This window comes from Flagellimonas spongiicola (assembly GCF_023502425.1).
Classification (GTDB): domain Bacteria; phylum Bacteroidota; class Bacteroidia; order Flavobacteriales; family Flavobacteriaceae; genus Flagellimonas; species Flagellimonas spongiicola.
The window spans coordinates 1300222-1323686 of sequence record NZ_JAMFMA010000001.1; the positions used below are offsets into that span (position 1 = coordinate 1300222).

The 23465-nt window shown below is 39.4% G+C and carries 17 protein-coding genes and 1 tRNA gene; 9 read left to right on the top strand and 9 right to left on the bottom strand.

Going from position 1 to position 23465, the window contains the following annotated elements:
- Positions 1-50: 50 nt before the first annotated feature.
- The 3 genes from M3P19_RS06095 to M3P19_RS06105 are packed head-to-tail and all read right to left on the bottom strand — an operon-like array spanning position 51 to position 3227.
- The gene (locus M3P19_RS06095; protein ID WP_249656745.1) at positions 51-1307 is read right to left on the bottom strand and encodes an NAD(P)/FAD-dependent oxidoreductase; all 1257 of its coding nucleotides are present in this window, start codon (positions 1305-1307) and stop codon (positions 51-53) included.
- A 1-nt stretch (position 1308) separates the two neighbouring features.
- Positions 1309-2319: a 4-hydroxyproline epimerase gene (locus M3P19_RS06100; protein ID WP_249656746.1), complete on the bottom strand. Its 1011-nt coding sequence runs from the start codon at positions 2317-2319 to the stop codon at positions 1309-1311.
- Positions 2319-3227, bottom strand: a complete 909-nt coding sequence (locus tag M3P19_RS06105; protein ID WP_249656747.1) for a dihydrodipicolinate synthase family protein — start codon at positions 3225-3227, stop codon at positions 2319-2321. Before M3P19_RS06105 ends, M3P19_RS06100 begins: the two co-directional genes overlap by 1 nt.
- A 124-nt stretch (positions 3228-3351) precedes the next feature.
- Between M3P19_RS06105 and M3P19_RS06110 the strand changes: the two genes are divergently transcribed.
- Positions 3352-4194 (top strand): helix-turn-helix domain-containing protein, encoded by an 843-nt coding sequence (locus M3P19_RS06110; RefSeq protein ID WP_249656748.1) that lies wholly within the window; start codon positions 3352-3354, stop codon positions 4192-4194.
- A 69-nt stretch (positions 4195-4263) separates the two neighbouring features.
- The gene (locus tag M3P19_RS06115; protein WP_249656749.1) at positions 4264-5820 is read left to right on the top strand and encodes a M28 family peptidase; all 1557 of its coding nucleotides are present in this window, start codon (positions 4264-4266) and stop codon (positions 5818-5820) included.
- Positions 5821-5866: 46 nt separating this feature from the next.
- Here the strand turns inward: M3P19_RS06115 and M3P19_RS06120 are convergent.
- Positions 5867-5942, bottom strand: a tRNA-His gene (locus M3P19_RS06120).
- Positions 5943-6264: 322 nt separating this feature from the next.
- Between M3P19_RS06120 and M3P19_RS06125 the strand changes: the two genes are divergently transcribed.
- Positions 6265-8349 carry a tetratricopeptide repeat-containing sensor histidine kinase gene (locus tag M3P19_RS06125; RefSeq protein ID WP_249656750.1) on the top strand — a complete coding sequence of 695 codons (2085 nt, stop codon included), beginning with the start codon at positions 6265-6267 and terminating at the stop codon, positions 8347-8349.
- Here M3P19_RS06125 and bshB1 read toward each other — a convergent pair.
- From bshB1 to M3P19_RS06145, 4 genes are all read right to left on the bottom strand, one after another.
- Positions 8346-9068, bottom strand: coding sequence for a bacillithiol biosynthesis deacetylase BshB1 (gene bshB1 / locus M3P19_RS06130; protein ID WP_249656751.1), 723 nt, complete (start codon positions 9066-9068; stop codon positions 8346-8348). The two genes, M3P19_RS06125 and bshB1, sit on opposite strands and share 4 nt — an antisense overlap.
- Positions 9069-9077: 9 nt before the next feature.
- Positions 9078-10247, bottom strand: a complete 1170-nt coding sequence (locus M3P19_RS06135) for a trans-sulfuration enzyme family protein (protein ID WP_249656752.1) — start codon at positions 10245-10247, stop codon at positions 9078-9080.
- Between the two features lie 36 nt (positions 10248-10283).
- Positions 10284-11693, bottom strand: coding sequence for an MATE family efflux transporter (locus tag M3P19_RS06140; RefSeq protein WP_249656753.1), 1410 nt, complete (start codon positions 11691-11693; stop codon positions 10284-10286).
- A 175-nt stretch (positions 11694-11868) separates the two neighbouring features.
- On the bottom strand, positions 11869-15036 hold the full coding sequence (locus M3P19_RS06145) for a cytochrome c biogenesis protein CcsA (RefSeq protein ID WP_249656754.1): 3168 nt from the start codon (positions 15034-15036) through the stop codon (positions 11869-11871).
- A 150-nt stretch (positions 15037-15186) separates the two neighbouring features.
- Here M3P19_RS06145 and M3P19_RS06150 point away from each other — a divergent pair, with 150 nt between their 5' ends.
- The 6 genes from M3P19_RS06150 to M3P19_RS06175 all read left to right on the top strand — a co-directional run bounded on the left by M3P19_RS06150 (position 15187) and on the right by M3P19_RS06175 (position 22494).
- Positions 15187-15948 (top strand): Rossmann-like and DUF2520 domain-containing protein, encoded by a 762-nt coding sequence (locus M3P19_RS06150; RefSeq protein ID WP_249656755.1) that lies wholly within the window; start codon positions 15187-15189, stop codon positions 15946-15948.
- Positions 15932-16459 (top strand): KdsC family phosphatase, encoded by a 528-nt coding sequence (locus M3P19_RS06155; RefSeq protein ID WP_249656756.1) that lies wholly within the window; start codon positions 15932-15934, stop codon positions 16457-16459. The genes M3P19_RS06150 and M3P19_RS06155 overlap by 17 nt, the downstream gene beginning before the upstream one ends.
- Positions 16452-17051 (top strand): Maf family nucleotide pyrophosphatase, encoded by a 600-nt coding sequence (locus tag M3P19_RS06160; protein WP_249656757.1) that lies wholly within the window; start codon positions 16452-16454, stop codon positions 17049-17051. The genes M3P19_RS06155 and M3P19_RS06160 overlap by 8 nt, the downstream gene beginning before the upstream one ends.
- Positions 17052-17085: 34 nt before the next feature.
- Entirely contained in the window at positions 17086-18042 is a 957-nt protein-coding gene (locus tag M3P19_RS06165) for a septum formation inhibitor Maf (RefSeq protein ID WP_249656758.1), read from the top strand.
- Positions 18043-18147: 105 nt separating this feature from the next.
- On the top strand, positions 18148-20679 hold the full coding sequence (locus tag M3P19_RS06170) for a PIG-L family deacetylase (protein ID WP_249656759.1): 2532 nt from the start codon (positions 18148-18150) through the stop codon (positions 20677-20679).
- A 108-nt stretch (positions 20680-20787) separates the two neighbouring features.
- Positions 20788-22494, top strand: coding sequence for a sodium:solute symporter family protein (locus M3P19_RS06175; RefSeq protein WP_249656760.1), 1707 nt, complete (start codon positions 20788-20790; stop codon positions 22492-22494).
- 46 nt (positions 22495-22540) lie between these two features.
- Here the strand turns inward: M3P19_RS06175 and M3P19_RS06180 are convergent, their stop codons facing one another.
- Entirely contained in the window at positions 22541-23386 is an 846-nt protein-coding gene (locus M3P19_RS06180) for a DUF2911 domain-containing protein (protein WP_249656761.1), read from the bottom strand.
- Positions 23387-23465 lie beyond the last annotated feature (79 nt).

The window sequence follows — 23465 nt, forward strand, 5'->3', positions numbered from 1 at the left end:
AAAATTAATTCGAAAAGTTACAATAGTAAAACAAAAAGGATGCCACTTATCTAAAATTTACGATGAGGATTGAAGGGATCGATATTCATGGACAATTTTTCTTCGGAAATCAATTCAGTAATCAATTTACCAGTGGCCGGGCCTAAGCTCCAACCCATCATAGCATGTCCTGTGGCAATATGAAGATTTTTGTGCTTCTTGGATGTTCCGATGTAAGGTAAACCATCAGGCGAAACCGGTCTTAGGCCACATTGCGCATTCTGTTTATCGCTATCTGGAATTTTCACACCTTTGTAATATCTAGCTGCACCTTGTGCAATAGCCTCCACCCTTTCTTTACGAATTTTACTGTTGATTCCGGAAAACTCCATGGTTCCTGCAAATCGCGTAAATCCATCCATTGGAGTGACCGCCATCTTAGCTTCCATGAGAATCGCCGGCATTGAAATGTTGGTAGGCGTTTCCACATTTATACGATATCCTTTTCCGGCTTGTAACGGTAAACGAACCCCTAGTTTTTTTGACAAATTAGATGTCCATGACCCAGCTGCAAATACCACATCATCAGCTGCGTACTCAGATTTATTGGTTTGCACACCGGTAAGTTTGCCATCCGTCTGTATTACATCCTCAACGGTTTCATTTTTATGGATTTTTACACCACTTTTTTGAAGGTGCTTGATCATTCGCTCCATAATCTGGTGCGGGGTAGTGTGCCAATCAGATTCGTAGTGAAAAGCTCCTTTTACATTGAGTTCAACATTGGGTTCCAATACGCTTAGGCCGTCCAAGTCCAAATGATTTACCACCAAGCCCATGTCCCTAGCGCGATCTGCAACCTCCTTTTCATGATCACGTTCTTTTTTGGTTTGGTACATCATTAAGAGCCCCTTTCGCTCCATATGAAATTCACCCAAATCGCCAGAATCCCAAATCGCTTTGTACAACTCACGGCTAAGCAAGTTAATGTCCATAATAACAGGCATTGCTTGTTGTACTTTTTCTTTGGTGGATGATTTTTTAAAATACCAAGCCCATTTCATGAAATCTAAGTCCAGCCTCGGTTTCATGTAAAATGGACTTGATGAATTGAACATGTATTTGATTCCTTTGGAAATCATGCCTGGTGAAGCCAAGGGAACAATATGACTGGGAGTAATATATCCCGCATTCACATAGGAGGCCCCAGAATCCATATTGGACATATCCAGAACCGTAACATCATGTCCTTTTTTTTGCAAAAAATAAGCGGTGGACAATCCAACAATGCCACCACCAACAATCAACACACTTTTGTTAGATGCCATATTATATTACTTGAAAACCATGGGCGTAAGGATCGTCTTCAGTGTCAATGGTAATGGTATTTCTTCCATACACTTTTGCCCAACCCTGTATGCTAGGGATTATGGCTTTATGTCCATCCAAAACGGTTTCCTTTTCCACCTTTCCCACAAATGTAGAACCTATATAGCTTTCATGGATATATTCATCACCAATTTTTAATAGATTCTTGGCATAAAGCTGTGCCATACGAGCCGATGTGCCCGTTCCGCAAGGGGAACGGTCAATTGCCTTGTCACCATAGAATACAGCATTTCTTCCCGAAGAATTGGAATTTATAGGTGCTCCCGTCCATAGCATATGGCTTACCTTATTGATGGCAGAATTTTCTGGATGCACAAAATGACCCGGGTATTTTGTATTGATTCTTGAACGAAGTTCTTGGGAAAATTGAATGAGTTCTCCTGCTGAAAAATCCTGTACTCCAGAAAAGTTGGTCTGCGGATCAACAATGGCATAAAAATTACCGCCATAGGCCACATCAAATTGTAGTTCCCCAAGAAAACTGGATTCAATTTTTAGGTTTTGACCTGCCAAATAACTTTTTACATTGGTAATACGAACCCATTTCACCTTATCCTTCTCCTTCAAGTAATCAATTTCAACCAAACCTGCCGGTGTTTCCAAATTGACTTTACCTTCTTTTTTAGGCTTTATCAATCCTTCTTCCAGAGCTATGGTCATAGTTCCTATGGTTCCATGTCCGCACATGGGAAGACAGCCACTGGTTTCTATGAACAAAACAGCAACATCGTTTGCGGGGTCATGTGGTGGATACAATATACTCCCACTCATCATATCATGGCCACGAGGTTCATACATTAACCCAGTACGAACCCAATCATATTCTTTAAGAAAATGCTGACGCTTTTCCTCCATAGAATTACCTTGGAGTTCCGGCCCTCCATCAACAACTAGTCGAACCGGATTACCACACGTATGCGCATCTATGCATTTATATGTATGTACGCTCATTAAATATTAGGAATAATTGGTCTGGTTTTTACACCTTCTTCAATAATCGACAAGACACGGTTACGTTCATCGCCTTGCAATGGTAATCTTGGCAACCGAACATTTTCAGTACCAATACCCGTAGCTACTTCGGCAAGTTTAATATTCTGTACCAATTGTGGATTGATATCCAATTCCAACAACGGCATGAACCAATTATAAATTCTACTGGCTTCTTCAATTCTACCTGCTTTTACCAACTCATAAACGGCAACGGTTTCTCTAGGGAAAGCACATACTAACCCAGCTACCCATCCATCAGCACCCATGACCAAACTCTCCATTGCCAAAGTATCAACACCGCATAAAATGCTTAATCTATCCTCAAAACGATTTCGGATTCGGATCACATTCGTAATATCCCTTGTGGATTCCTTAACGGCTTGAATGTTATCATGTTTCAACAGTTCTTCAAACATATCCAAAGTCACTTCTATTTTATAGTCAACCGGATTATTGTAAATCATTATTGGCAATGAAGTGGAAGAAGCTATGGCCTTAAAATAAGCTACGGTTTCATAATCCGTTGACTTGTATCGCATTGGAGGTAAAACCATTAATCCAGATGCACCTTGGTCTTGGGCACGTTCCGCCGCTTTAATTGCTTCTTTTGTTGATTGCTCCGCGATGTTCATGACCACAGGAACTTTTCCATCAACCAAATTAACTGTATGCTCAACAAGTATTTTCTTTTCTTCAGTGTCAAGCGTACTGGCTTCTCCCAAAGTTCCTCCAAGAATAATCCCGTGCACACCAGCTTCTAGCTGTGCATTGATGTTTGTCGTGAACATATCAAGATCCAACATATCCGCATCTGTAAATTTCGTGGTAACAGCGGGCATTACCCCTTTCCAACTAAAGTTTGTCATCTAAAAAGTTTTTTACAAAAGTAGATGGCATTATGAGTCTAATATTCCTTAAAATTAGCTGATACTTCCATTATATTACCTCATTTTATATTTTTATCCTATATAGAAGGTAATTTATGCGAATATGAAAGTATACTCCTTTAAGATACCTAAAAAACCTGGTGCCAATATTGTGGTGCAAAAAGATGAAGGAAAAGCTTTTTATGATAAGCTGCATCAACATGAGGAAATCCAAATAAGTTATATGCTAAAAGGAAATGGCAAATTGATTGTTGGTGATAGTGTCTATTCATTTAGCAGCGGAAATTACTTTGTAATTGGCAGTCGTATTCCACATTTGTTCAAGAGTGCAATTGATCAAGAAAAAGTTGAAATGCACTCTGTTTTCTTTTCATTGGATTCTTTTGGCGCTTCTTTCTTTGACTTACAGGAAATGGATGAACTCAGACCGTTTTTCAAATTCGCCAATACTGGATTTAAACTAAGGGATGCCAATGCTGCGCTGGCTCAAACCATGGAGCGAATGTTCGGTCAGAGTAACTTTTACCGTTTTGTTTCCCTAATGAGCATACTAAAGGAAATGAGTCAAATGCAAAAAGAGCGGCTCTCCGTATTTGTTCATTCCAAGGATTTATCCTTAGATCACGGAGAACGCCTACGCACGGTCTTTGATTTTGTCATGGCGAATTTTCATCAGACAATCACACTGGATAAAATTGCTAAACTTGTTCATATGACCCCTAATGCATTTTGTAGGTTTTTCAAACAACGCACCAACAAGACCTTTTTTTCATTCCTAAATGAAATTCGTGTAGAGCATGTATGTCAGATTTTAATGGAAAAAAAAGATATATCTATAATTGAAGCAGCAAACAGTTCCGGATTCAATTCCATTTCCAACTTCAACAAAACCTTTAAAGATATCAAGGGAACCAGTCCAACAAAGTATTTAAATGATATCGCATAATTCGATATCTGGACAATTGGATAATTTGAGTTTGTTATTTTTGGCAGACTATTAGACAAAATTCTTAAAATGAGATTTATACTTATTCTACTCGCAGGGTTTTACATTTCCTGTAACAGTTCACAAAAAACGATTGAAAATGTAACTACCGTAACCAAGGACCCTGACCCTGTAACTTATGCCTCCACTATTACACAAGACGATTTAAAGAAGCATCTTTACGTGTACGCATCAGATGAGTTTGAAGGACGGGAAACTGGTAAACCGGGACAGAAAAAGGCAGTAGACTATATAAAATCATATTATGAAAATATAAATGTTCCCGCAGTTAAATCTGATGGGGATTATTTACAAAAAGTTCCATTGGAAATTGCCCAAGTACCTGAAGGAACCATAACCTTAAACGGCTCCGATTATGGTCTAGGCGATGATGTATTGACATTTTCTGAGGCTGTTGGGGATTATGTTGAACTCACTTATGTTGGGTTTGGCATAGAGGAAGGCACCTACTCTGACTACACTACTATTGATGTAAAGGATAAACTTGTATTGATAAAAGCTGGTGAACCAAAGGATGCCGATGGAAACTATGTGCTTTCTGGAACCAAAGAAAAATCTGCATGGGGCAACATGAGCGAAGGTGTAGGTAAAAAATCATCCTTAGCCTATGAAAAAGGTGCAAAAGGAGTGCTTTATTATGACACGGATAATTTTGGACGTTACAAACGTTATTTTACCTACATGAGCAACAACAAAAGTGGACAGATGAGCCTGAAAGACAGTAGTCCGAGTCAAATACTTGTTATGTTGAACAAAAAATCCGTAGCCGACATAAAAGCGGATATTGAAACTGATGATACTCCAAAAACTATCGCTGTCAATATTAAATTTGATGTAAAAAGTTCCAGTACGGAAATTGATTCGGAAAACGTGGCTGCCATAATCAAAGGCTCTGAAAAACCTGATGAATATGTCATTGTATCATCGCATTTAGATCACATTGGAATGACAGCTGACGGTCAAATAAACAACGGGGCAGATGATGATGGTTCAGGTACCGTAGCGCTACTCGAAATTGCGGAAGCTTTCAAAAAGGCATCAGATGCTGGAAATGGCCCAAAACGATCTATTGTATTGCTACACGTTACGGGAGAAGAAAAAGGCTTGTTGGGTTCACAGTACTATACGGATATTGAGCCGTTGCTACCATTAAATCAGACGGTGGCAAATCTTAACATAGATATGATAGGCAGAATTGACCCAGATCGCAATGGTGACAGAAATTATATTTACTTGATTGGGTCTGATAAGTTGAGTACGGAATTGCATAATCTTTCAGAAGAGATCAATTCCAAATATGCACAGCTTGAATTGGATTATAAATACAATGATGAAAATGATCCAAATCGCTTTTATTATCGCAGTGACCATTACAATTTTGCAAAAAACAACATTCCAATCATCTTTTATTTTAATGGGACACATGAGGATTATCACAGACCTGGTGATACCCCTGATAAAATCAACTACGATCTTTTGGAGAATAGAACCCGATTGATTTTCCATACGGCATGGGAAGTCGCCAATAGGGAAAATAAAGTTATTGTGGATAAACCCGCAAAATAAGGCTTCAAAACTAAAAAAGCCCTCCAAATTGGAGGGCTTTTTTTATGGGTGGAAGACCGGGTTCGAACCGGCGACCTCTGGAACCACAATCCAGCGCTCTAACCAACTGAGCTACAACCACCATTTAAGCGGAGGCAAAAATACTTTTTTTATTTCTTTCAACAAAGGAAATTACATTTAACCCTGTAATATTTTAGACCCTAAATTATAAGCTTCATTTGATCAAGCATTTAGTTAATGGTTGTAAATAAAGTCTCTGGTTCAGGATCCAATATGTGTGAGTCTTAAAAGTCAACAAATCTCATATTAAAGCCCAATATTGCCAAATCATCGATGAAATGCACTTTTTGTCGGATAAAACACACAAATATTGGACGTTCACAACAATTAATTTCCTTGCCCCCTACTCCAAGCTATTTTTATATCTAATTAGATTACAGCCTCATGTCCCAAAAATTGCAGAACCCAGGAATCAAAACCTTTGTTGGTAAAATTACCATATTCACCCTGATTTTGCTTTTTTCATTTCCGCTCAAGGCCCAGGTTTCTAAAAGGGACAGCTTGGCATTTCGATACAAACGTCTTCATACCACAAATCGTTTTGATACCAAAGACACTACCCATATCAACTTGATGATTGATTTGGCAAAGTCGTATCGATTTTTCAATAACGACAGCGTTGCCAAACTTTCTAACCGTGCGTTAAAATTTAGTCAATCGGTGGGCTACCAACATGGTGAGATCATGGCTCTGGAAAATCTAGGTAGTTATTATTCAGATCAGGGTAACCGTAAGAAATCAATGCCTCTATTTAAGCAAGCTTTGGAGCTATCCATAAAGACCGGGGACAAGGAGTGTGAATTAAATATCATTAACTCGTTGTCCAATGATTACTATTATGAAGGGAACGTTGCCGAAGCTTTAAATCTCTACCTTAAGGGAATAGATGTAGCAAAACAAGTAGGTAGCAATCAAATGCTCTCCATTCTTAATGAAAACATTGCCACGCTTTATGCGGATCAAAAAGATTTTGCCAACGCAGAAATCTATTATGATACCGTACAGTCCTTAAACAGGGAATTGGGGAACGAAGTAATTCATGCCGAAACACAAAGTAATATGGCATCCATGTATAAAGATGCCAAAAACTTTGATCATGCAATGTTCAATATCAACAAGAGTATTGCAAGTTTTGAAAAGCATAAAATATATGAATGGTTGGCTTACGCCTATCAGGTAAAAGGAAGTATTTACCTAGAGCAAAAGAAGTACCAATGGGCATTGTATTGGTTTGACCAAAGTAATTTGCTCCATTTGGAGTTGGATGACGACCGAGAAAAAATACAGCTACTCAATGGCATGGCCAAAGTCTATCTGGGATTGGGCAAGGATAGTCTTTCAATGGCATATGCCAAGGAAGGGTTGCAACTATCCAAAAACATAAAATCCCTCCAAGGGCAGATGGAATGCTCTGAAACACTTTACAAGCTCTACAAAAACGAGGAAGATACCCAAACGGCGTTGATTCACTTGGAGAATTTCAAATCCCTGTCTGATTCTTTATTCCGTGATAAAAATCGTCAAAGTCTTTCCATGCTCAAGACCAAATTGCAATATGAGCAAGAAAAGGAACAGCTGATCAAGTCAAACAAAATGGCTTTAGCCAAACAGCAGAACTACATTTATTTGGCTATTACCATTCTCTTGGTCCTGAGTGTAATTACTTTTATGGTGCGTAGAAATGCAAGGATTCAAAAGAAACTTAATGTTGAGTTGCATCAAAAATCAGAAGTAGTAAGCCAAAGGGAAACGGAACTGCATGAAATAAACCGCACTAAAACCAAGTTGTTTTCAATAATTGGCCATGATCTTAGGGGACCTATTGGTGCTATGCAGGCCATGCTAAAATTATTTACAGATGGCGAAATTGGAAAAGATGAATTCATGTCGTTTATACCAAAATTCAAATCTGATATTGAAAACATTTCCTTTACTCTAAACAACTTGTTGTCTTGGGGACAAACCCAACTGAATGGTGTTGCCACAAAGCCCAAGCGTATTTCATTGGATAAATTGGTGAACAGTAACATTCAATTGTTATCTGAAGTTGCCTCTGGAAAATCCATAAAAGTCATTAATCAGCTTCCTGAAAACCCTATGGGTTGGGCCGATCAAAACCATATGGATATTGTCATTCGAAATTTGTTAAGCAATGCGATCAAGTTCACCCCAGAAAATGGTTTGATTACCATTGAAGCTGAAGAAAAACGAAATGTTTGGCAAATCATGATACGGGATACCGGTATAGGCATGAACAAAGAAATCCAAAAGAAAATCTTTACGGATTCTACCAATATTACCACTTACGGAACCAATAACGAACGTGGAACCGGATTAGGATTATCCCTTTGCAAAGAGATGATTTTGAAGAACAAGGGTGAAATATGGGTTGAAAGTGTCTTAAGAAAAGGGACTACTTTCTTCTTTACTGTTCCAAAGGCAGAAGACAAATACCAGCGCGCTAGTTAAATCAACGCATCTAGGTTATCAACTGCGGCAAAGCGCTCCACATTAAAACCTTCAGCGTATTCAACGCCAACCATCCTGCCCAAGTCGCGTGCCCTATAAGTAACACTGTCGATAAAATTCTTACTACTGATCGGTGTTTCCGGTTCGTCGCTATTAGGATCAAAAAACTGAGAGCTGTAAGCCAATATTGCTTCGTTCTTCCTTTCGATAAATCCGGTAACATCAACTACAAAGTCGGGTTCTAAATTTTTCCATTGGATAAAATGGTATACCGCTCTTGGTCGCCAAGGATCTTGCCATTGTTCATCACCTTCAGCCTTGGTGTCTATTTTTATCAAACCACTTAAAAAGCAGGAGTCACTTACCAATTGGCTGCCTTTTGGATGATCAATATGACGATCATCAACTGCGTTGCAGAGTACTATATCAGGTTGGTATTTCCTAATCATTTTGATTACTTCCAATTGATGCGATTTGTCGTTCACGAAAAATCCATCCGCAAATTGAAGGTTTTCACGTACCGTTACACCCAATATTTTGGCAGCGGCAGCAGCCTCTGAATCCCTAATATCCGCAGATCCTCTAGTACCCAATTCACCTCTTGTAAGATCAACGATTCCAACTTTTTTTCCTCTGGAAATTTCTTTGGCAATAGTACCCCCGGCACCTAATTCCGCATCATCCGGATGTGCACCAAAAACTAAAATATCTAACTTCATGTAATGTGATTATGCATGTACTTGCAAGGACCTAATCTTGGCAATAGCTTGTTCAATATCCGCTACTAAGTCGTCAATATCTTCAATACCTAAAGAAAAGCGGACCAAAAATTCATTGATTCCTTGTTTTTCCCTATCGTCAGCACTCATTAATGCGTGAGATGTCTGAACCGGGGAAGAAACCGTGCTTTCCACACCAGCAAGACTCATAGAGGGTTTAATCATTTTCAACTGTTTAAAAAATAGCGACACATCAATGTCATGATGCAGTTCAAATGTCAACATTCCGCCAAAGGCATGCATCTGCGATTTTGCCAATTCATGGTCTGGATGTGATGTTAAACCGGGGTAATGTACGTTTACAACATCTGGATTGGTCACCAAATATTCCGCCATTTGCAAGGCGTTTGTACTTTGGGCTTTCACTCTCAATCCCATTGTTTTTAGACTTCGTTCTAAAAGCCAAACCGTATATTCACTCAAGCTTCCGCCAAAACAAATTGCGGTTTCAAAGACTTTTTCCATGTTGGCCTTTGTTGATGCAATCACTCCAGCGCAGATATCTGAATGCCCGCCCATGTATTTAGTCGCACTATGTAAAACCACATCAATTCCAAAATCTATTGGGTTCTGATTGATTGGACTGGCAAAAGTATTGTCGATCATGGTCATGATACCTTCTTTCTTTGCAAGACCTACTATAGCACTTAAATCCGTAATCGTCAATAAAGGATTGGATGGGGTCTCAATGTAAATCAATTTCGTATTAGACTTTATTTCAGCTTGAAAATCTTCTACATTCCATCCTTCAGTAAACGTGTACGCAATACCAAATCGTTCCAATTGCTTAACCGCAAAATTATAGGTTCCTCCATATAAGGTTTGCTGAAACACCACATGATCACCCGCTTGCAAGAAAGTCATAAGCGCTGTACTAATCGCTGCCATTCCGCTTCCAAATATCATGGCTTCCTCTGCGTGCTCAAGGGTTGCCAACTTTTTACTTAAAGCCTCTTGATTTGGGGTATTGTAATATCTTGGGTAACGTTTTACGTCAACATCCTCAAAGGCATAGGACGTACTCATATATAAAGGGGAGGTGGCGCCTTTGAACACAACGTCCTCAACACCACCTTCGTGAATACAAATTGTATTGATTCCTTTTTTATCCGAATTCATAATTGCAAAGAGTTTCCGTTAAAGATACGAAACCCCCTATACTTGAACTCGTTTCCAATTTCCTTTTTTGAACCAGATAATTGCCATTATGGCCAACACCATTTCGGCTGCAGTGATGGCAATAAATACGCCGGAAGCACCCCAATCCAGTACCAATGCCGTAAAATATGCGATGGGTAATTGGAACATCCAAAATGAAAAGAAATTGATTTTGGTTGGGGTTTTAGTGTCGCCTGCCCCATTAAAAGCTTGGGTAACGACCATACCATAGGCATAAAAAACATATCCAATGGCAATAACCTGAAGACACAAGGCACCGCTTTCAACTACACTAAGTGTATCATTGAACAAGGAAATGATGGTTTTGGCGAAAATCAGGTAAATCAATGATACAAATCCCATAAAAAATGCATTATATTTTCCTGTCTTCCAAACGGATACCTCTGCCCTATCTGGTTGTTGCGCTCCTAGGTTTTGTCCTACCAAGGTGGCAGCAGCATTGCTCATACCCCATGCAGGCATCAGTGTGAACATAATTACCCGGATGGCTATCGTGTAACCTGCTAAAACCTCACTTCCAAATTCGGACATGATACGCATTAGGAACACCCAACTGGAGGTGCCAATTAAAAACTGTGCAATACCACCTAGTGAAACCTTAATCAGATTGTACATTACTTTTAGGTTCAGTACCAGATCCTTGGCTGCCAATTTGATTTTACCCCAACCGAAGAACAAAATTCCTAATTGAAACAATACTGCGGAACCTCGACCTATGTTAGTAGCAATGGCCGCACCCATTACACCATATTCCGGAACTGGACCCATCCCAAAAATGAAAATTGGGTCCAATATAATATTAAGTCCATTAGACAATACTAAGGTCCACATTGCAATGGAAGCATTCCCTGCTCCCCTAAAAATTGCATTGATCAAAAACAAAAGCATTATGGTTAAGTTTCCACCAATCAATAAACGGGTATAACCACTTCCTTCTGCAATTAAATCGGGTTCACCTCCCATCAGCTGAAGAATTTCTTCTGCCCAGAGAATACCTACAATACCCAATAAAATGGAAATGATAATACCAAGAGTAATGGCCTGAACAGCAGCAACCCTGGCCCCTGCTACGTTTTTTTCGCCTATTCTACGGGCCACAACAGCTGTTGCCGCCATACTAATACCTATAGCAAGTGCATAAACCAAGGTAATGACAGACTCAGTTAACCCAATAGTTGCTACGGCATTAACACTCACCTGGGAGACATAGGCAATATCCACGATTGCAAAAATGGACTCCATTAACATTTCCAATATCATTGGAATGGAGAGCATAAATATTGCACGGCGAATACTTCCGGTTGTAAATTCAGTTTCCTTACCGGTTACCGCTATCCAGAAATAATTGAAAAATTTTCGTAAAGAGTTTGTATTTGTGTTCGTCATTTTAAAAGAATTATGTGTAAGAAAAGAAAGAGAAATGTCACCTAACCGAAAGCGCTGTTTCGGTTACTTGTTTGGGCAATTCAACCCTGTGACATCTATGGCGTACATAATTCTTATAACTTCATGATGCTGCAAAGATGCAATTTTTTTTGATCCGCAAGTAAAATCGAAAATATTATTTGGCGTAATTGACTTTGTAACGCCAGAGACTTACACCACCTAATATAAAAACGCCTAGAACGGTATACCAGATAAATGTTGGTGTTATCACTTGATCTCCACTAGCATAACTGTGCAATCCAACCAGGTAAAAATTAACGCCAAAATAGGTCATCATAATACTTGCAAAAGCCAATATACTCGCAAAATTAAAGATCCATCGACCTCGCAAACCTGGAACCAAACGCATGTGCAGAACAAATGCATAAATCATTATGGAAATTAAAGCCCAGGTTTCCTTAGGGTCCCATCCCCAGTATCTTCCCCAACTTTCATTGGCCCATTGACCTCCCAAGAAGTTACCTATTGTAAGCATCACAAGACCCGTAGTCAATGCCAACTCATTGATGACTGTTAATTCTTTCAGATTCAAGTCCATGCGCTTTTTGTTCTTTTTGGTCGTAAGAACTATTAGTACCAACGATACTACACCCAAAATCATCCCAACAGACAATGGTCCATAGCTACCAACAATTACGGCTACATGTATCATCAACCAATAACTGTCTAAAACAGGAACCAAATTGGCAATAGCAGGATCAACCCAATTCATATGCGCTACACCTAGAAGCAATGAAGTTCCAAATGCACTTGCTGCTATGGTAAGTTCACTTTTTTTACCTAATGCCAACCCAATGGCCATGGTAGCCCAGGACACATACAATATACTTTCATAAGCATCACTCCAAGGAGCATGGCCTGAAATGTACCAGCGCAAAATCAAACCGGCGGTATGCCATATAAAAAACAAGATTATGGTACCTTTTAAAAAGTAAGCGGCCGCTTTCCATATCTCTCGTTCCTTGAAAATTCTGAAAATCAGGATAAAAAACAGCAACAATCCAACTAATGCATAATATATATAGAGCCTGTTAAAAATGTCCAGCTTATTATAAATAATCTCAGTTTTTATTTTACGCTCGCTTGGCATTATTTCAATACCATGATTCAACTGATTCTGTTTAAATGCCTCTAAAAGCATATCTGGTTGCGAATAATCACCAGAAGTAATTGACGTTTGCAGAGAACCTAAATAGTAAGGCAGTGAATTACTTATGAAATTGGAATACAACGAATCCGCCACCTGATACTGACCTGAACGATATTCAATAGCCGAAATCCATTTATTGTTTTCATCATTCAACAAAGGGAAAATCTTTACAATTTGGCCGCTCAAGGCAATATTCAATAAGCTCAACCGCTCTCCTACCTTTCGAAAATCCGTCTCAAAACTGGATGGATTGTTAGTGGAAGTTGCTTTTTCCAGATAATATTGAAGTTTGTAATTGCCCTTATCGTCAAAAAAGTCCGTGGCTTTTACATATTTGGTTCCTTTGGGAACTCCTATGATTTTTCGAATACTGTCATTCTCCCGTTTAGCAAGTGCCACAAACTCAGTATTGTACCAAACCCCAGGATTCATCATCATGGACAAAAACACCTGATTGGCATTCAATCCGTTATAACCGTCCTTGCCGCTTAATTTGCGTAAAACTTCCGACGCAAATGTATGGATGGGTTTCATCCTACCCCCTTCGTCCTGAATTACCAATTCCCCAAACTTTTCAGCATGTTCCGGGGAAACAATGCTAGTTCGAATTATCGAATCGACTTGTGCTTGGGTTGGCAAATTTGAATGTGCGTGGTTAGGATCGTTTGCTTCCTGACTAAAAGCTACTGTACTGATCAAAAACAGGAAAACCGTAAGTTTCGCTTTCTTCTTTTTGATTTTTTCTAATTGTTTTTCCAATTCCCTGAAACGGGTTTTTCCGAAGAACATAATGCCCATTAGACCAATGTACAATAGAAAATAGCCAATATAGGTTATCCAAGTTCCCCAGAAATCGTGGTTCACAGATAAGACCGTACCCCTTTCATCCGGGTGAAAACTTGACTGGAAAAAACGATAGCCTTTATGATCCAACACGTGATTCATATAGATATCATAATCGAAAGACCGCTCATCATTTACCGTAATTTTACTCATAAATGATGCATAGCCAGTTTCTGTCCCTGGATATTTTTCCGCAATAAAATCATTTAACCGAATTGCAAATGGTAATTCATGTACTTTGGAACCATAACTCAAGGAAAAATCAAGTCCGCCAACATTTACTGCCTCAGAAAAATTAGAGGTGCCTTTGGCGCCTAACAACGTCTTTTCCTTAGTTTCTCCATTACTTGTTATTGCCACAGTCAAGGCATCCAAGGAATTTTCGGTAACCTCAGCTTCTGGTAATTCTACCACCCCATAACTTCCCTTAACCAAAGGTTCTGGGATTACGAATTGCATTCCAGCAACAGAATACAAAGACCTCAATTGAAGAGTTTGAAGACTATCTTTAGCTACCTCTCCTTGGAACTGATCAGCCATTCGCATAAAGCCACCAGCAAAAGGTGAGCTGATCTGATAGGAATCACCATTCGAATAAATATTGATGGCTCCATTGGTCTCATTGTTTAATGAGAAAAGCACGTTATGAATGCTAGCCACTTGCCCATTTTCCAGATAGTGCTCGTGCCGCTGACCATCTCCGGCCTCAACAATTTTCAGAAATTCATTACCATTGTCATCGGGTACAAGTCCTTCTTTAGCTCCATCAATAAAATCCACATAGGTAATTGTAAATGGCTGACCATTGAAATCTGATTTTAAAGGAAGACGAGAGCGCATTCCTTCCTCAGTTACCAACATTGGGAACTCCAATGTCCTTCTTTTGGCTTCTCCATTGATATCACCATCGACATAGGTGGTCAAATAGGTTTTATCTGAATAAAATCTATTTTCCGCCGCGCCTTCCCGGATTGGCATCATTCCCTCATAACTAATGTAGCGCGTCACGAAGGCCCCAAGAATGATTAAAATCCACGACAAGTGTAAAATCAAAACAGGCCATTTTTTCCAACTTAACAATTGGTAACGGAAAATATTCCCTATGAAATTGATCATAAAGAACACCATGATGATTTCAAACCATGTAGCGTTGTAAATGTAAATTCGTGCTGTTTCTATGCTGTACCAGGTTTCCACAAAAGTTGCAATCCCCATTGCTGCAGCAAAGAGAAGAAATAGGACTGCCATAAGTTTAGTGGAAAACAGCGTCTTTTTTAAAAGGTCTATCATCTGGAGGGATGGAATTTGGCTTGCAAAATTAAGCTATTTTCCAATGAATCTGTACCAACATTTTGATAAATCCATTCAACCTTGCCATATCAAAATCATCAAAATTTGATTTAAGCTTTCTCCCCTCGTATTCCTTCTTATTTTTGTGATATGCTTTCAATTGTTTTACTAGGTTCGGGAAATTTGGCCCAGCATTTGGCGAATGCCATTTACTCCTCTGATGGTCTTGAACTGAAACAAGTTTATGGAAGGAATCCAAAAGCGCTCAATTCTTTTGAAACTTTCGCACCAATTACCAATTCCATTTCTGAAATTGTGCAGGCGGACATCTATCTTTTAGCAGTAACCGATGGAAACATAGGTCATCTTGCAGCCCAATTACCTGAAACCGTAGGCACCATAGTGCATACTTCGGGAGCTGTCGGTATGGATGTTATTGGAAATGACAAACGAGGTGTGTTTTATCCCGTTCAAACCTTTACCAAAGGTAAACCTGTGGATTTCTGGGCCATACCTATTTGTATTGAAGCGAATACGGAACAAAGTGAACAGCATTTGGTTAAACTAGCCAATGGTTTAAGCAATCAAGTTTATAAACTGGGTTCGGAACAAAGAAGTCAGCTTCATTTATCCGCAGTATTTGCCAACAATTTTTCAAATTACTTGTTCGGGATAAGTGAAGAAATCTGTCGAAGGAACAATATTCCATTTGAAATACTTAGGCCATTGATTTTGGAAACAGCCCTAAAAGTTCAAACCCTTAGTCCGTTTAATGCACAGACCGGACCTGCTAGACGAGGAGATACGAATAGCATTCAAAAACATTTGGAATTAATTACATCCACAACTGAGCGAGAAATTTATACCTTGCTCAGCAATGCCATAAAAACCAATCATGAAGAAGAATTATAAAGAACTACTCAATCAAATTTCAACTTTTATCCTTGATGTTGATGGTGTACTTACCGACGGGTCAGTTTTGGTAACCACCAAAGGTGAAATGCTACGCAGGATGAATGTAAAGGATGGTTATGCGATGAAAACCGCACTTCAGAAAGGGTATAAAATTTGCATTATCACGGGTGGCACTAATGAAGGTGTGAAAGACCGGCTTAAAGGCCTTGGCATTACCGACATCTATATGGGTGCACACCATAAGCAAGATCCTTTGGAAGAATATTTGGATATCTATAACATTGACCCAAATACCGTTTTGTATATGGGTGATGATATGCCAGATATACCGCCAATGCAAATGGTGGCGCTAGCTACTTCTCCCCAAAATGCGGTCGCGGAAGTAAAAGCAATCAGCGATTATGTATCCCATAAAAATGGAGGCGACGGATGTGTCCGGGATATAATTGAACAGGTTCTTAAAGTCCGTGGGGATTGGAATACAAATTTCAGCGCCAGTAATGATTGAAAATCCGTTAGTTGAGCACCTTAAAAACCACACATTAGTTTTAGGTTCCGGATCTCCTAGACGCAAGAAGTTTTTAGAAGATTTAGGGCTTCGTTTCAAGGTTGAACCCAAATCTGTCGAGGAAGTTTACCCAAGTCATCTAAAAGGTAGTGAAATCTCGGATTTTCTGGCTGAACTTAAAGCCGAACCATTTAAATCAGGGTTAGCTTCCAACGAAATTGTGATTACTTCGGATACTGTAGTTTGGCACAAAGGCGAGTCACTAGCAAAGGCAGCAACCCAGGATGAAGCACTACTAATGCTGCGTACCATGTCTGGAGACTGGCACGAAGTCATTACCTCGGTCTGTTTTACTTCTCTGGAAAAACAACTAACCGTGAACACAACAACACATGTGAAATTTATAGAATTCTCCGAGGAAGAGTTGAACTATTATGTAGACCATTACAGACCATTTGATAAAGCTGGCGCCTACGGTATACAAGAATGGTTGGGAATGATCGGTATTTCTGAAATCAAGGGTTCCTATACCAATGTAGTTGGGCTACCAACGCATTTAGTTTACAAAACGTTAATGGCAATGGTTAGCTAAGGATTGGTTTGTACCTTTAATCAAACTTTTTACCATGATCAAGGTCTTAAAAATCACATTTTTAGTAATCGCAGTAGCAGGAATTGCAACTATATTGGAATCTTGTGTGGATACCACCAATGCTTCTGTGAAGACTAGCAACGATAATTCTGTTTCTCCGGTAGTCAATACTAAAAAACCAAAGAAGAAGCTATCTCAGGAATTTAAATCGTACTGGTATTCTGGTAATGCTGAAATTACATCCTACACCCTTGAACAAGCACGTTATGGCGAATTGCGAGATGGTTCTGCGGTTCTTATTTATGTGACGGAACCTTTCTTGACTCAAAAGCAAGTGAAAGCAGATCGCAGCAATTCTGATAACGTTTCTGTTCTCAAATTGAACGCAACCAAAAACTTTCTTACCGGCATATATCCTTATTCCGTAATGAGCAGTACTTTTTATCCTGTTTATGATAACCAGCATGCCATTAAAACAAGTCTAAGTATGCAGGAATGGTGCGGACATGTATATGCACAACTTAACAATAGGGACCAATTTGAATATACTTCGCATTCTTATTTTGAATCTGAGGCTGACCAAGATTTAACATTGGATAAATCGCTATTGGAAAATGAAATTTGGAACAGAATCCGAATCAATCCATCGGATTTACCTCAAGGTGCAGTTTCTGTAATTCCGTCCTTAGAATATTCGCGATTAAGACATACAGAATTGAAGGCGTACAATGCGAAAGCAGAGCTGCAGACGGGTGAGAATCTATCCATTTACACGCTTACTTATCCAGATTTGGAACGAAGTTTGGCCATTACTTTCACCTCTAAATTCCCCCATACGATAGAAGGTTGGACCGAAACTTTTAAAAGTGGTTATGGTGCCAATGCAAAACAAATGACCACTAAAGCGACCAAGTTAAAATCCATTAATACAGCCTATTGGGGACAGAATAGTAATTCAGACTTGGTGTTGAGGGATAGTTTAGGACTTTAATTAAGCCTTTAATTGTAAGGGTACACCCTGTTAAAGATGTTCTAAATTCCATTTGGTCTGGAACTAATCTTTCTATATTTGAACCAACCACCAAAATATTCAGGTATGCACAAATATTGGGTTGGCGTAGTAAGCTTTTTCTGCTTTTCCCTATCAATTTACTCACAGGCACCAGACAAACCATCATCAACAGAGATTCACCATAAACTTCAAAAATTGAATTTTTTGGGAACTGCACTTTATGTTGCAGCGCATCCAGATGATGAAAATACTCGTTTGATTGCGTATTTATCCAATCATGACAAAGCAAGAACCGCCTATTTGTCATTGACGCGGGGTGATGGTGGTCAGAATCTCATCGGTTCCGAATTGCGAGAATTGTTAGGTGTATTGCGAACACAGGAATTATTGGCCGCAAGACGCGTTGACGGTGGGGAACAATGGTTCACCCGAGCTAATGATTTCGGTTATTCCAAGCACCCAACAGAAACCCATAAGATTTGGGATAAAGATCAAGTATTGGGTGATGTGGTTTGGGCCATTCGTAATATCAAGCCTGACGTGATCATCAATAGGTTTAATCATAGAACTCCAGGAACTACACATGGTCATCATACCTCATCTGCTATGTTAAGTGTGGAGGCATTTGATTTGGCAAACAACACTTCAGCGTATCCAGAACATCTGGAATATACGTCCACTTGGCAACCACGAAGGATATTCTTCAATACATCATGGTGGTTTTATGGTAGTAGGGAAAATTTTGATAAGGCCGATAAATCCAATATGCTGATGTTGGATGTTGGGGTTTATTACCCAGAATTAGGGCTTTCCAACAATGAAATTGCATCATTGGCAAGCAGTTCGCATTTATGCCAGGGTTTTGGACGCATTGCGACCAGAGGTTCGCAAGAAGAGTATGTGGAACTTTTAAAGGGCGACCTACCCACTACCAATGACCTTTTTGATGGTATCAATACAACATGGTCGCGAATTGAAGGAGGAAAGGCTATTGGAGATATTTTGTATAAGGTTGAAGAAAATTTCAATTTTTCCAACCCTTCTGAACATGTTTCAGATTTGGTAAAAGCCTACGGACTTCTACAAACAGTAAAAGATGAACATTGGAAAAAACTTAAATCTGACGCCCTTAAGCAACTGATTTTGGATTGTGCTGGTCTTTATATGGAAGTTAGTGCAGAATCTGGGTCTACAACTGCTGGTGATCAGGCCAAGTTCAATATTGAAGTTCTTAACCGTAGCGCCATACCTGTAGTTTTAAAAGAAATTCAAGTTGATGGTCTAGTAGCAAATCTTAACCCGAATTTAACGCTAAGCAATAATAAAAAAGAAAACCTAAGTCTGGATGTTTCAGTGCCTGCAAATATTTCGAATTCAAGCCCTTATTGGTTGGATGAGGCAGGAAGTTTGGGCATGTACGTGGTTAATGATCCAACAATGATCGGTAAGGCCGAAAATCCAAGTGCCTTCACCACATCGTTCACCTTAACTATTGGTGGAAGAGCTATTGAATTTAAAAAGCCGGTAATCCACCGATATTCAAGACCGGATAAAGGGGAATTGTATGAACCTTTTGCTGTGCTACCTCAGGCTACTGCAAAAATCTCAGAAGATGTTTTGATTTTCTCAAATACGGATACTAGAGAAGTTTTGGTTAACGTAAAAGCCGGGAAAAACAATGTAACAGGAAAGGTTGAATTACAACATCCTGAAGGTTGGGTCGTCACACCACAAAATTTACCGTTTGAAATTGCTCAAAAAGGGCAAGAACAAGCATTAACGTTCAAAGTAACACCACCTCAACAAGATAGCGAAGGTAAACTGAAGGCCGTTACCAATGTGAACGGTAAATCCATTGAAAAAGCGTTGGTAGAAATAACCTATGACCATGTTCCTAAACAGTCCATTTTATTGCCTGCTGAGGCAAAAGTAGTTCGGATGAACATCAACAAAACTGGGGAGCATATTGGTTACATCATGGGAGCTGGAGATAAAGTCCCTGAAAGCTTAAGACAAATAGGTTACCAAGTCCATACTATAGATCCCAAGGATATTCAACGAGGTTCGCTTGAAAAATATGATGCCGTGGTAATGGGTATAAGGGCATATAACGTTGATGAGACCCTTAAATTCAAACAACCGTTGTTATTCGAATATGTGGAAAAAGGCGGGAACATGATTGTGCAATACAATACCTCTGGGCGTTGGGCAAGTCAATTTGAAAACATTGCGCCTTATGATTTAACCTTATCAAGAGATAGGGTTACTGATGAAACTGCAAAGGTTAGCATCATTTCCAAAGATCATTCCTTGGTTAATTTTCCAAACACCATAAAGGAAAGTGATTTTGACGGCTGGGTGCAGGAACGTGGACTATATTTCCCAACGGAATGGAGTCAAGAATTCACTCCTATTCTATCCATGTCGGATGAAGGAGAAGATGCCAAAAATGGAAGTTTATTAGTTGCTCCTTATGGTCAAGGGAATTATATCTATACCGGTTTAAGCTTTTTTAGAGAATTACCTGCTGGGGTATCAGGAGCGTACAAACTTTTTGCAAATATGTTATCTGTGGGCAAAAGTGAAGTAAAACAAGAGAGTAATGTCAAAGGATAACATGGAAAACAAATGGGAATGGAAACGGGAATACTCCATTGTATTACTGTTAAACTTCATATACATTTTGATTTTCTACTTCATAATGATGCTAAATAACTAACCTTAATGGGCATACTAGATTGGATCGTTCTTGGCAGCACGCTGCTATTTATTGTGGTATTCGGGGTTTGGAAAACTCGTGGTAGTAAAAGCGTTGAGGACTATGTACTTGGCGGTAATGATGCAAAATGGTGGACCATTGGTCTTTCCGTTATGGCCACACAAGCCAGTGCCATAACCTTTTTATCCACGCCAGGTCAAGCATTTCATGATGGTATGGGCTTTGTTCAATTTTACTTTGGACTCCCGTTGGCCATGATTGTCATCTGTTTGGTATTTATTCCTATTTACCGCAAACTAAAAGTATATACGGCCTATGAGATGTTAGAAGGCCGATTTGACCTTAAGACGCGAACCCTAACGGCAATATTGTTTTTGGTGCAACGTGGACTTGCTGCGGGAATTACCATTTTTGCACCTTCAATTATTTTATCTGCGGTTCTAGGATGGGATCTTAGAACATTGAACATCATCATCGGTATCTTGGTAATTATTTATACGGTTACCGGAGGAACCAAGGCTGTTAGCGTCACTCAAAAACAGCAAATGTTCATTATTATGGTGGGCATGTTCTTTGCGTTTTTCTTTATCCTTGGATCCTTACCGAATGGGGTTTCATTTGGAGAAGCCTTGAAAATTGCTGGAGCCAATAATAAACTGCAGATATTGGATTTTAGTTTGGACACCAGCAATAGGTATACCTTTTGGAGTGGAATCACGGGTGGATTCTTTCTGGCTTTGGCATACTTTGGTACTGATCAGAGTCAAGTTCAACGCTATTTATCCGGTGAATCTATCCGAGAAAGCCAATTGGGATTGATTTTCAATGGAATTTTCAAGATTCCAATGCAATTCTTCATATTGTTGGTAGGAACCATGGTTTTTGTGTTCTATCAGTATAATGCATCACCTTTAAACTTTAACCCTGCTGCCACTCAGGCCGTAAAGGAATCCCAATATGCCGCGGACTATGAGATTTTGGAAGAAGGGCATTTGGCTTTGGAACAGGAAAAGAAAAAAGCACAAGAAAAATTTTCTTCGGCATTGGCTTTAAAGGAATTCAATGCAATCCAGCAAGCCGAATTGGATATCATGCAAATCAACCAGAGGGAACGTGCCAACAGGGATGCTGCAAAAACTCTAATTTCTCAAGCTGATGGCTCAGTTGAAACCAATGATAAGGACTATGTTTTTATACATTTCATTTTGGATAATTTACCGACTGGTTTAATTGGATTGTTGCTTGCTGTTATTTTATCTGCAGCAATGTCTTCAACCGCTTCTGAATTGAATGCCTTGGGAACAATTACTGCATTGGACCTTTATAAACGAAATAAACAGGAAGAAAAAGACCCAAAACACTATGTCTGGGCTACCAAAGGATTTACATTGTTGTGGGGAATCATCGCCATAGTCATTGCCTGTGTGGCCAATTTGTTCGATAATCTGATACAACTGGTGAATATTATTGGGTCAATATTCTACGGTAATGTATTAGGTATATTCCTATTGGCATTCTTCATAAAATTCGTCAAGGGTAACGCGGTGTTCATAGCGGCAATCGTAACCCAACTGATTGTGATTATTGGTTGGTACATGGATTGGATGTCTTATCTATGGCTTAATGCCTTTGGCTGTGGATTGGTCATTCTTTTGGCTATCACCATAGAAAGCTTTGATCGCTTCTTGGGTAAACCTCCTGTAAAAGCATAAAAAAACCCGCAATAAAGCGGGTTTTCAATTTTCTTGTTAGCCAATATTATTTAGCGCCCCATTCCTTTAAGGAATCTTGGTTCATTTTCACATAGTCAGCATTTCCAGCTGCCTCAGATTTAGCTAATGATTCTTTAGCAATCTCAATAGCTCCTTTTTTATCACCCGCTTTTGCATAGATCAAAGATTGCTGACGTAGTTGCCAGAATTGAGGGTCTTCAGTCATCTCCATGGCTTTGTCCATCCATTCTTTGGCTTTGCTAATATCCTTTCCTTCGCTCAGGTAATAAACCGCAGCAATATAATAATCACGTGCTGCAGGACCTGCCAAGGTAGTTTCAATGGATTTCATTACTGCCGCGTCTGCAGGAACACTAAATGGAACTGCAACATATACATCCTCCCAGATGAAACCTAAATTCGCACCATTGGATTTTACATCGTCAATAGTGATCGTAAAAGTTTCCACCTTCATTGGCATTTTAATAACAGGTACTGTTGTTTTTGCAACAACCTTGCTGTCATCCCAGTCACTAGGAACTCCCCCACCCTGAGTATCGGTGTAAAAGAAAAATTCCCAAGTTTCTGCACCCGGCTTAGAGAAAATGGAATACGTACCAGCCTTAACTTCCTGATTGGCAATTGTAGCATCAGTACTGAACGAAATTTTGGTGTAATAGTTGGCGCCTGTTCTCCATAATTGATCGTAAGGTACCAAGTCTCCAAAAATAGTTCTTCCTCGCATTGAAGGTCTGGAATAATCAACAGTCACATCTGTTAGACCCACCTTTTGATTTAATGTGGAACCCGGGCTTGGAGCCGGTGTATTGATTTGCGCTTCCATAACCAATGAAGCCATGGCAGCCATCATAAATAATCCTAGTTTTTTCATTTGACAGTGTTTTTAGATTTGTTAGTCAACAAAGCTACTTATTAAGCTATGTTCAGTTTGTTAAGAAACACTTAAAAGA

Coding starts and splice junctions, on each gene's coding strand:
- M3P19_RS06095 (WP_249656745.1), bottom strand. CDS start 1,307: ATGGCATCTAACAAAAGTGTGTTGATTGTTGGTGGTGGCATTGTTGGA.
- M3P19_RS06100 (WP_249656746.1), bottom strand. CDS start 2,319: ATGAGCGTACATACATATAAATGCATAGATGCGCATACGTGTGGTAAT.
- M3P19_RS06105 (WP_249656747.1), bottom strand. CDS start 3,227: ATGACAAACTTTAGTTGGAAAGGGGTAATGCCCGCTGTTACCACGAAA.
- M3P19_RS06110 (WP_249656748.1), top strand. CDS start 3,352: ATGAAAGTATACTCCTTTAAGATACCTAAAAAACCTGGTGCCAATATT.
- M3P19_RS06115 (WP_249656749.1), top strand. CDS start 4,264: ATGAGATTTATACTTATTCTACTCGCAGGGTTTTACATTTCCTGTAAC.
- M3P19_RS06125 (WP_249656750.1), top strand. CDS start 6,265: ATGTCCCAAAAATTGCAGAACCCAGGAATCAAAACCTTTGTTGGTAAA.
- bshB1 (WP_249656751.1), bottom strand. CDS start 9,068: ATGAAGTTAGATATTTTAGTTTTTGGTGCACATCCGGATGATGCGGAA.
- M3P19_RS06135 (WP_249656752.1), bottom strand. CDS start 10,247: ATGAATTCGGATAAAAAAGGAATCAATACAATTTGTATTCACGAAGGT.
- M3P19_RS06140 (WP_249656753.1), bottom strand. CDS start 11,693: ATGACGAACACAAATACAAACTCTTTACGAAAATTTTTCAATTATTTC.
- M3P19_RS06145 (WP_249656754.1), bottom strand. CDS start 15,036: ATGATAGACCTTTTAAAAAAGACGCTGTTTTCCACTAAACTTATGGCA.
- M3P19_RS06150 (WP_249656755.1), top strand. CDS start 15,187: ATGCTTTCAATTGTTTTACTAGGTTCGGGAAATTTGGCCCAGCATTTG.
- M3P19_RS06155 (WP_249656756.1), top strand. CDS start 15,932: ATGAAGAAGAATTATAAAGAACTACTCAATCAAATTTCAACTTTTATC.
- M3P19_RS06160 (WP_249656757.1), top strand. CDS start 16,452: ATGATTGAAAATCCGTTAGTTGAGCACCTTAAAAACCACACATTAGTT.
- M3P19_RS06165 (WP_249656758.1), top strand. CDS start 17,086: ATGATCAAGGTCTTAAAAATCACATTTTTAGTAATCGCAGTAGCAGGA.
- M3P19_RS06170 (WP_249656759.1), top strand. CDS start 18,148: ATGCACAAATATTGGGTTGGCGTAGTAAGCTTTTTCTGCTTTTCCCTA.
- M3P19_RS06175 (WP_249656760.1), top strand. CDS start 20,788: ATGGGCATACTAGATTGGATCGTTCTTGGCAGCACGCTGCTATTTATT.
- M3P19_RS06180 (WP_249656761.1), bottom strand. CDS start 23,386: ATGAAAAAACTAGGATTATTTATGATGGCTGCCATGGCTTCATTGGTT.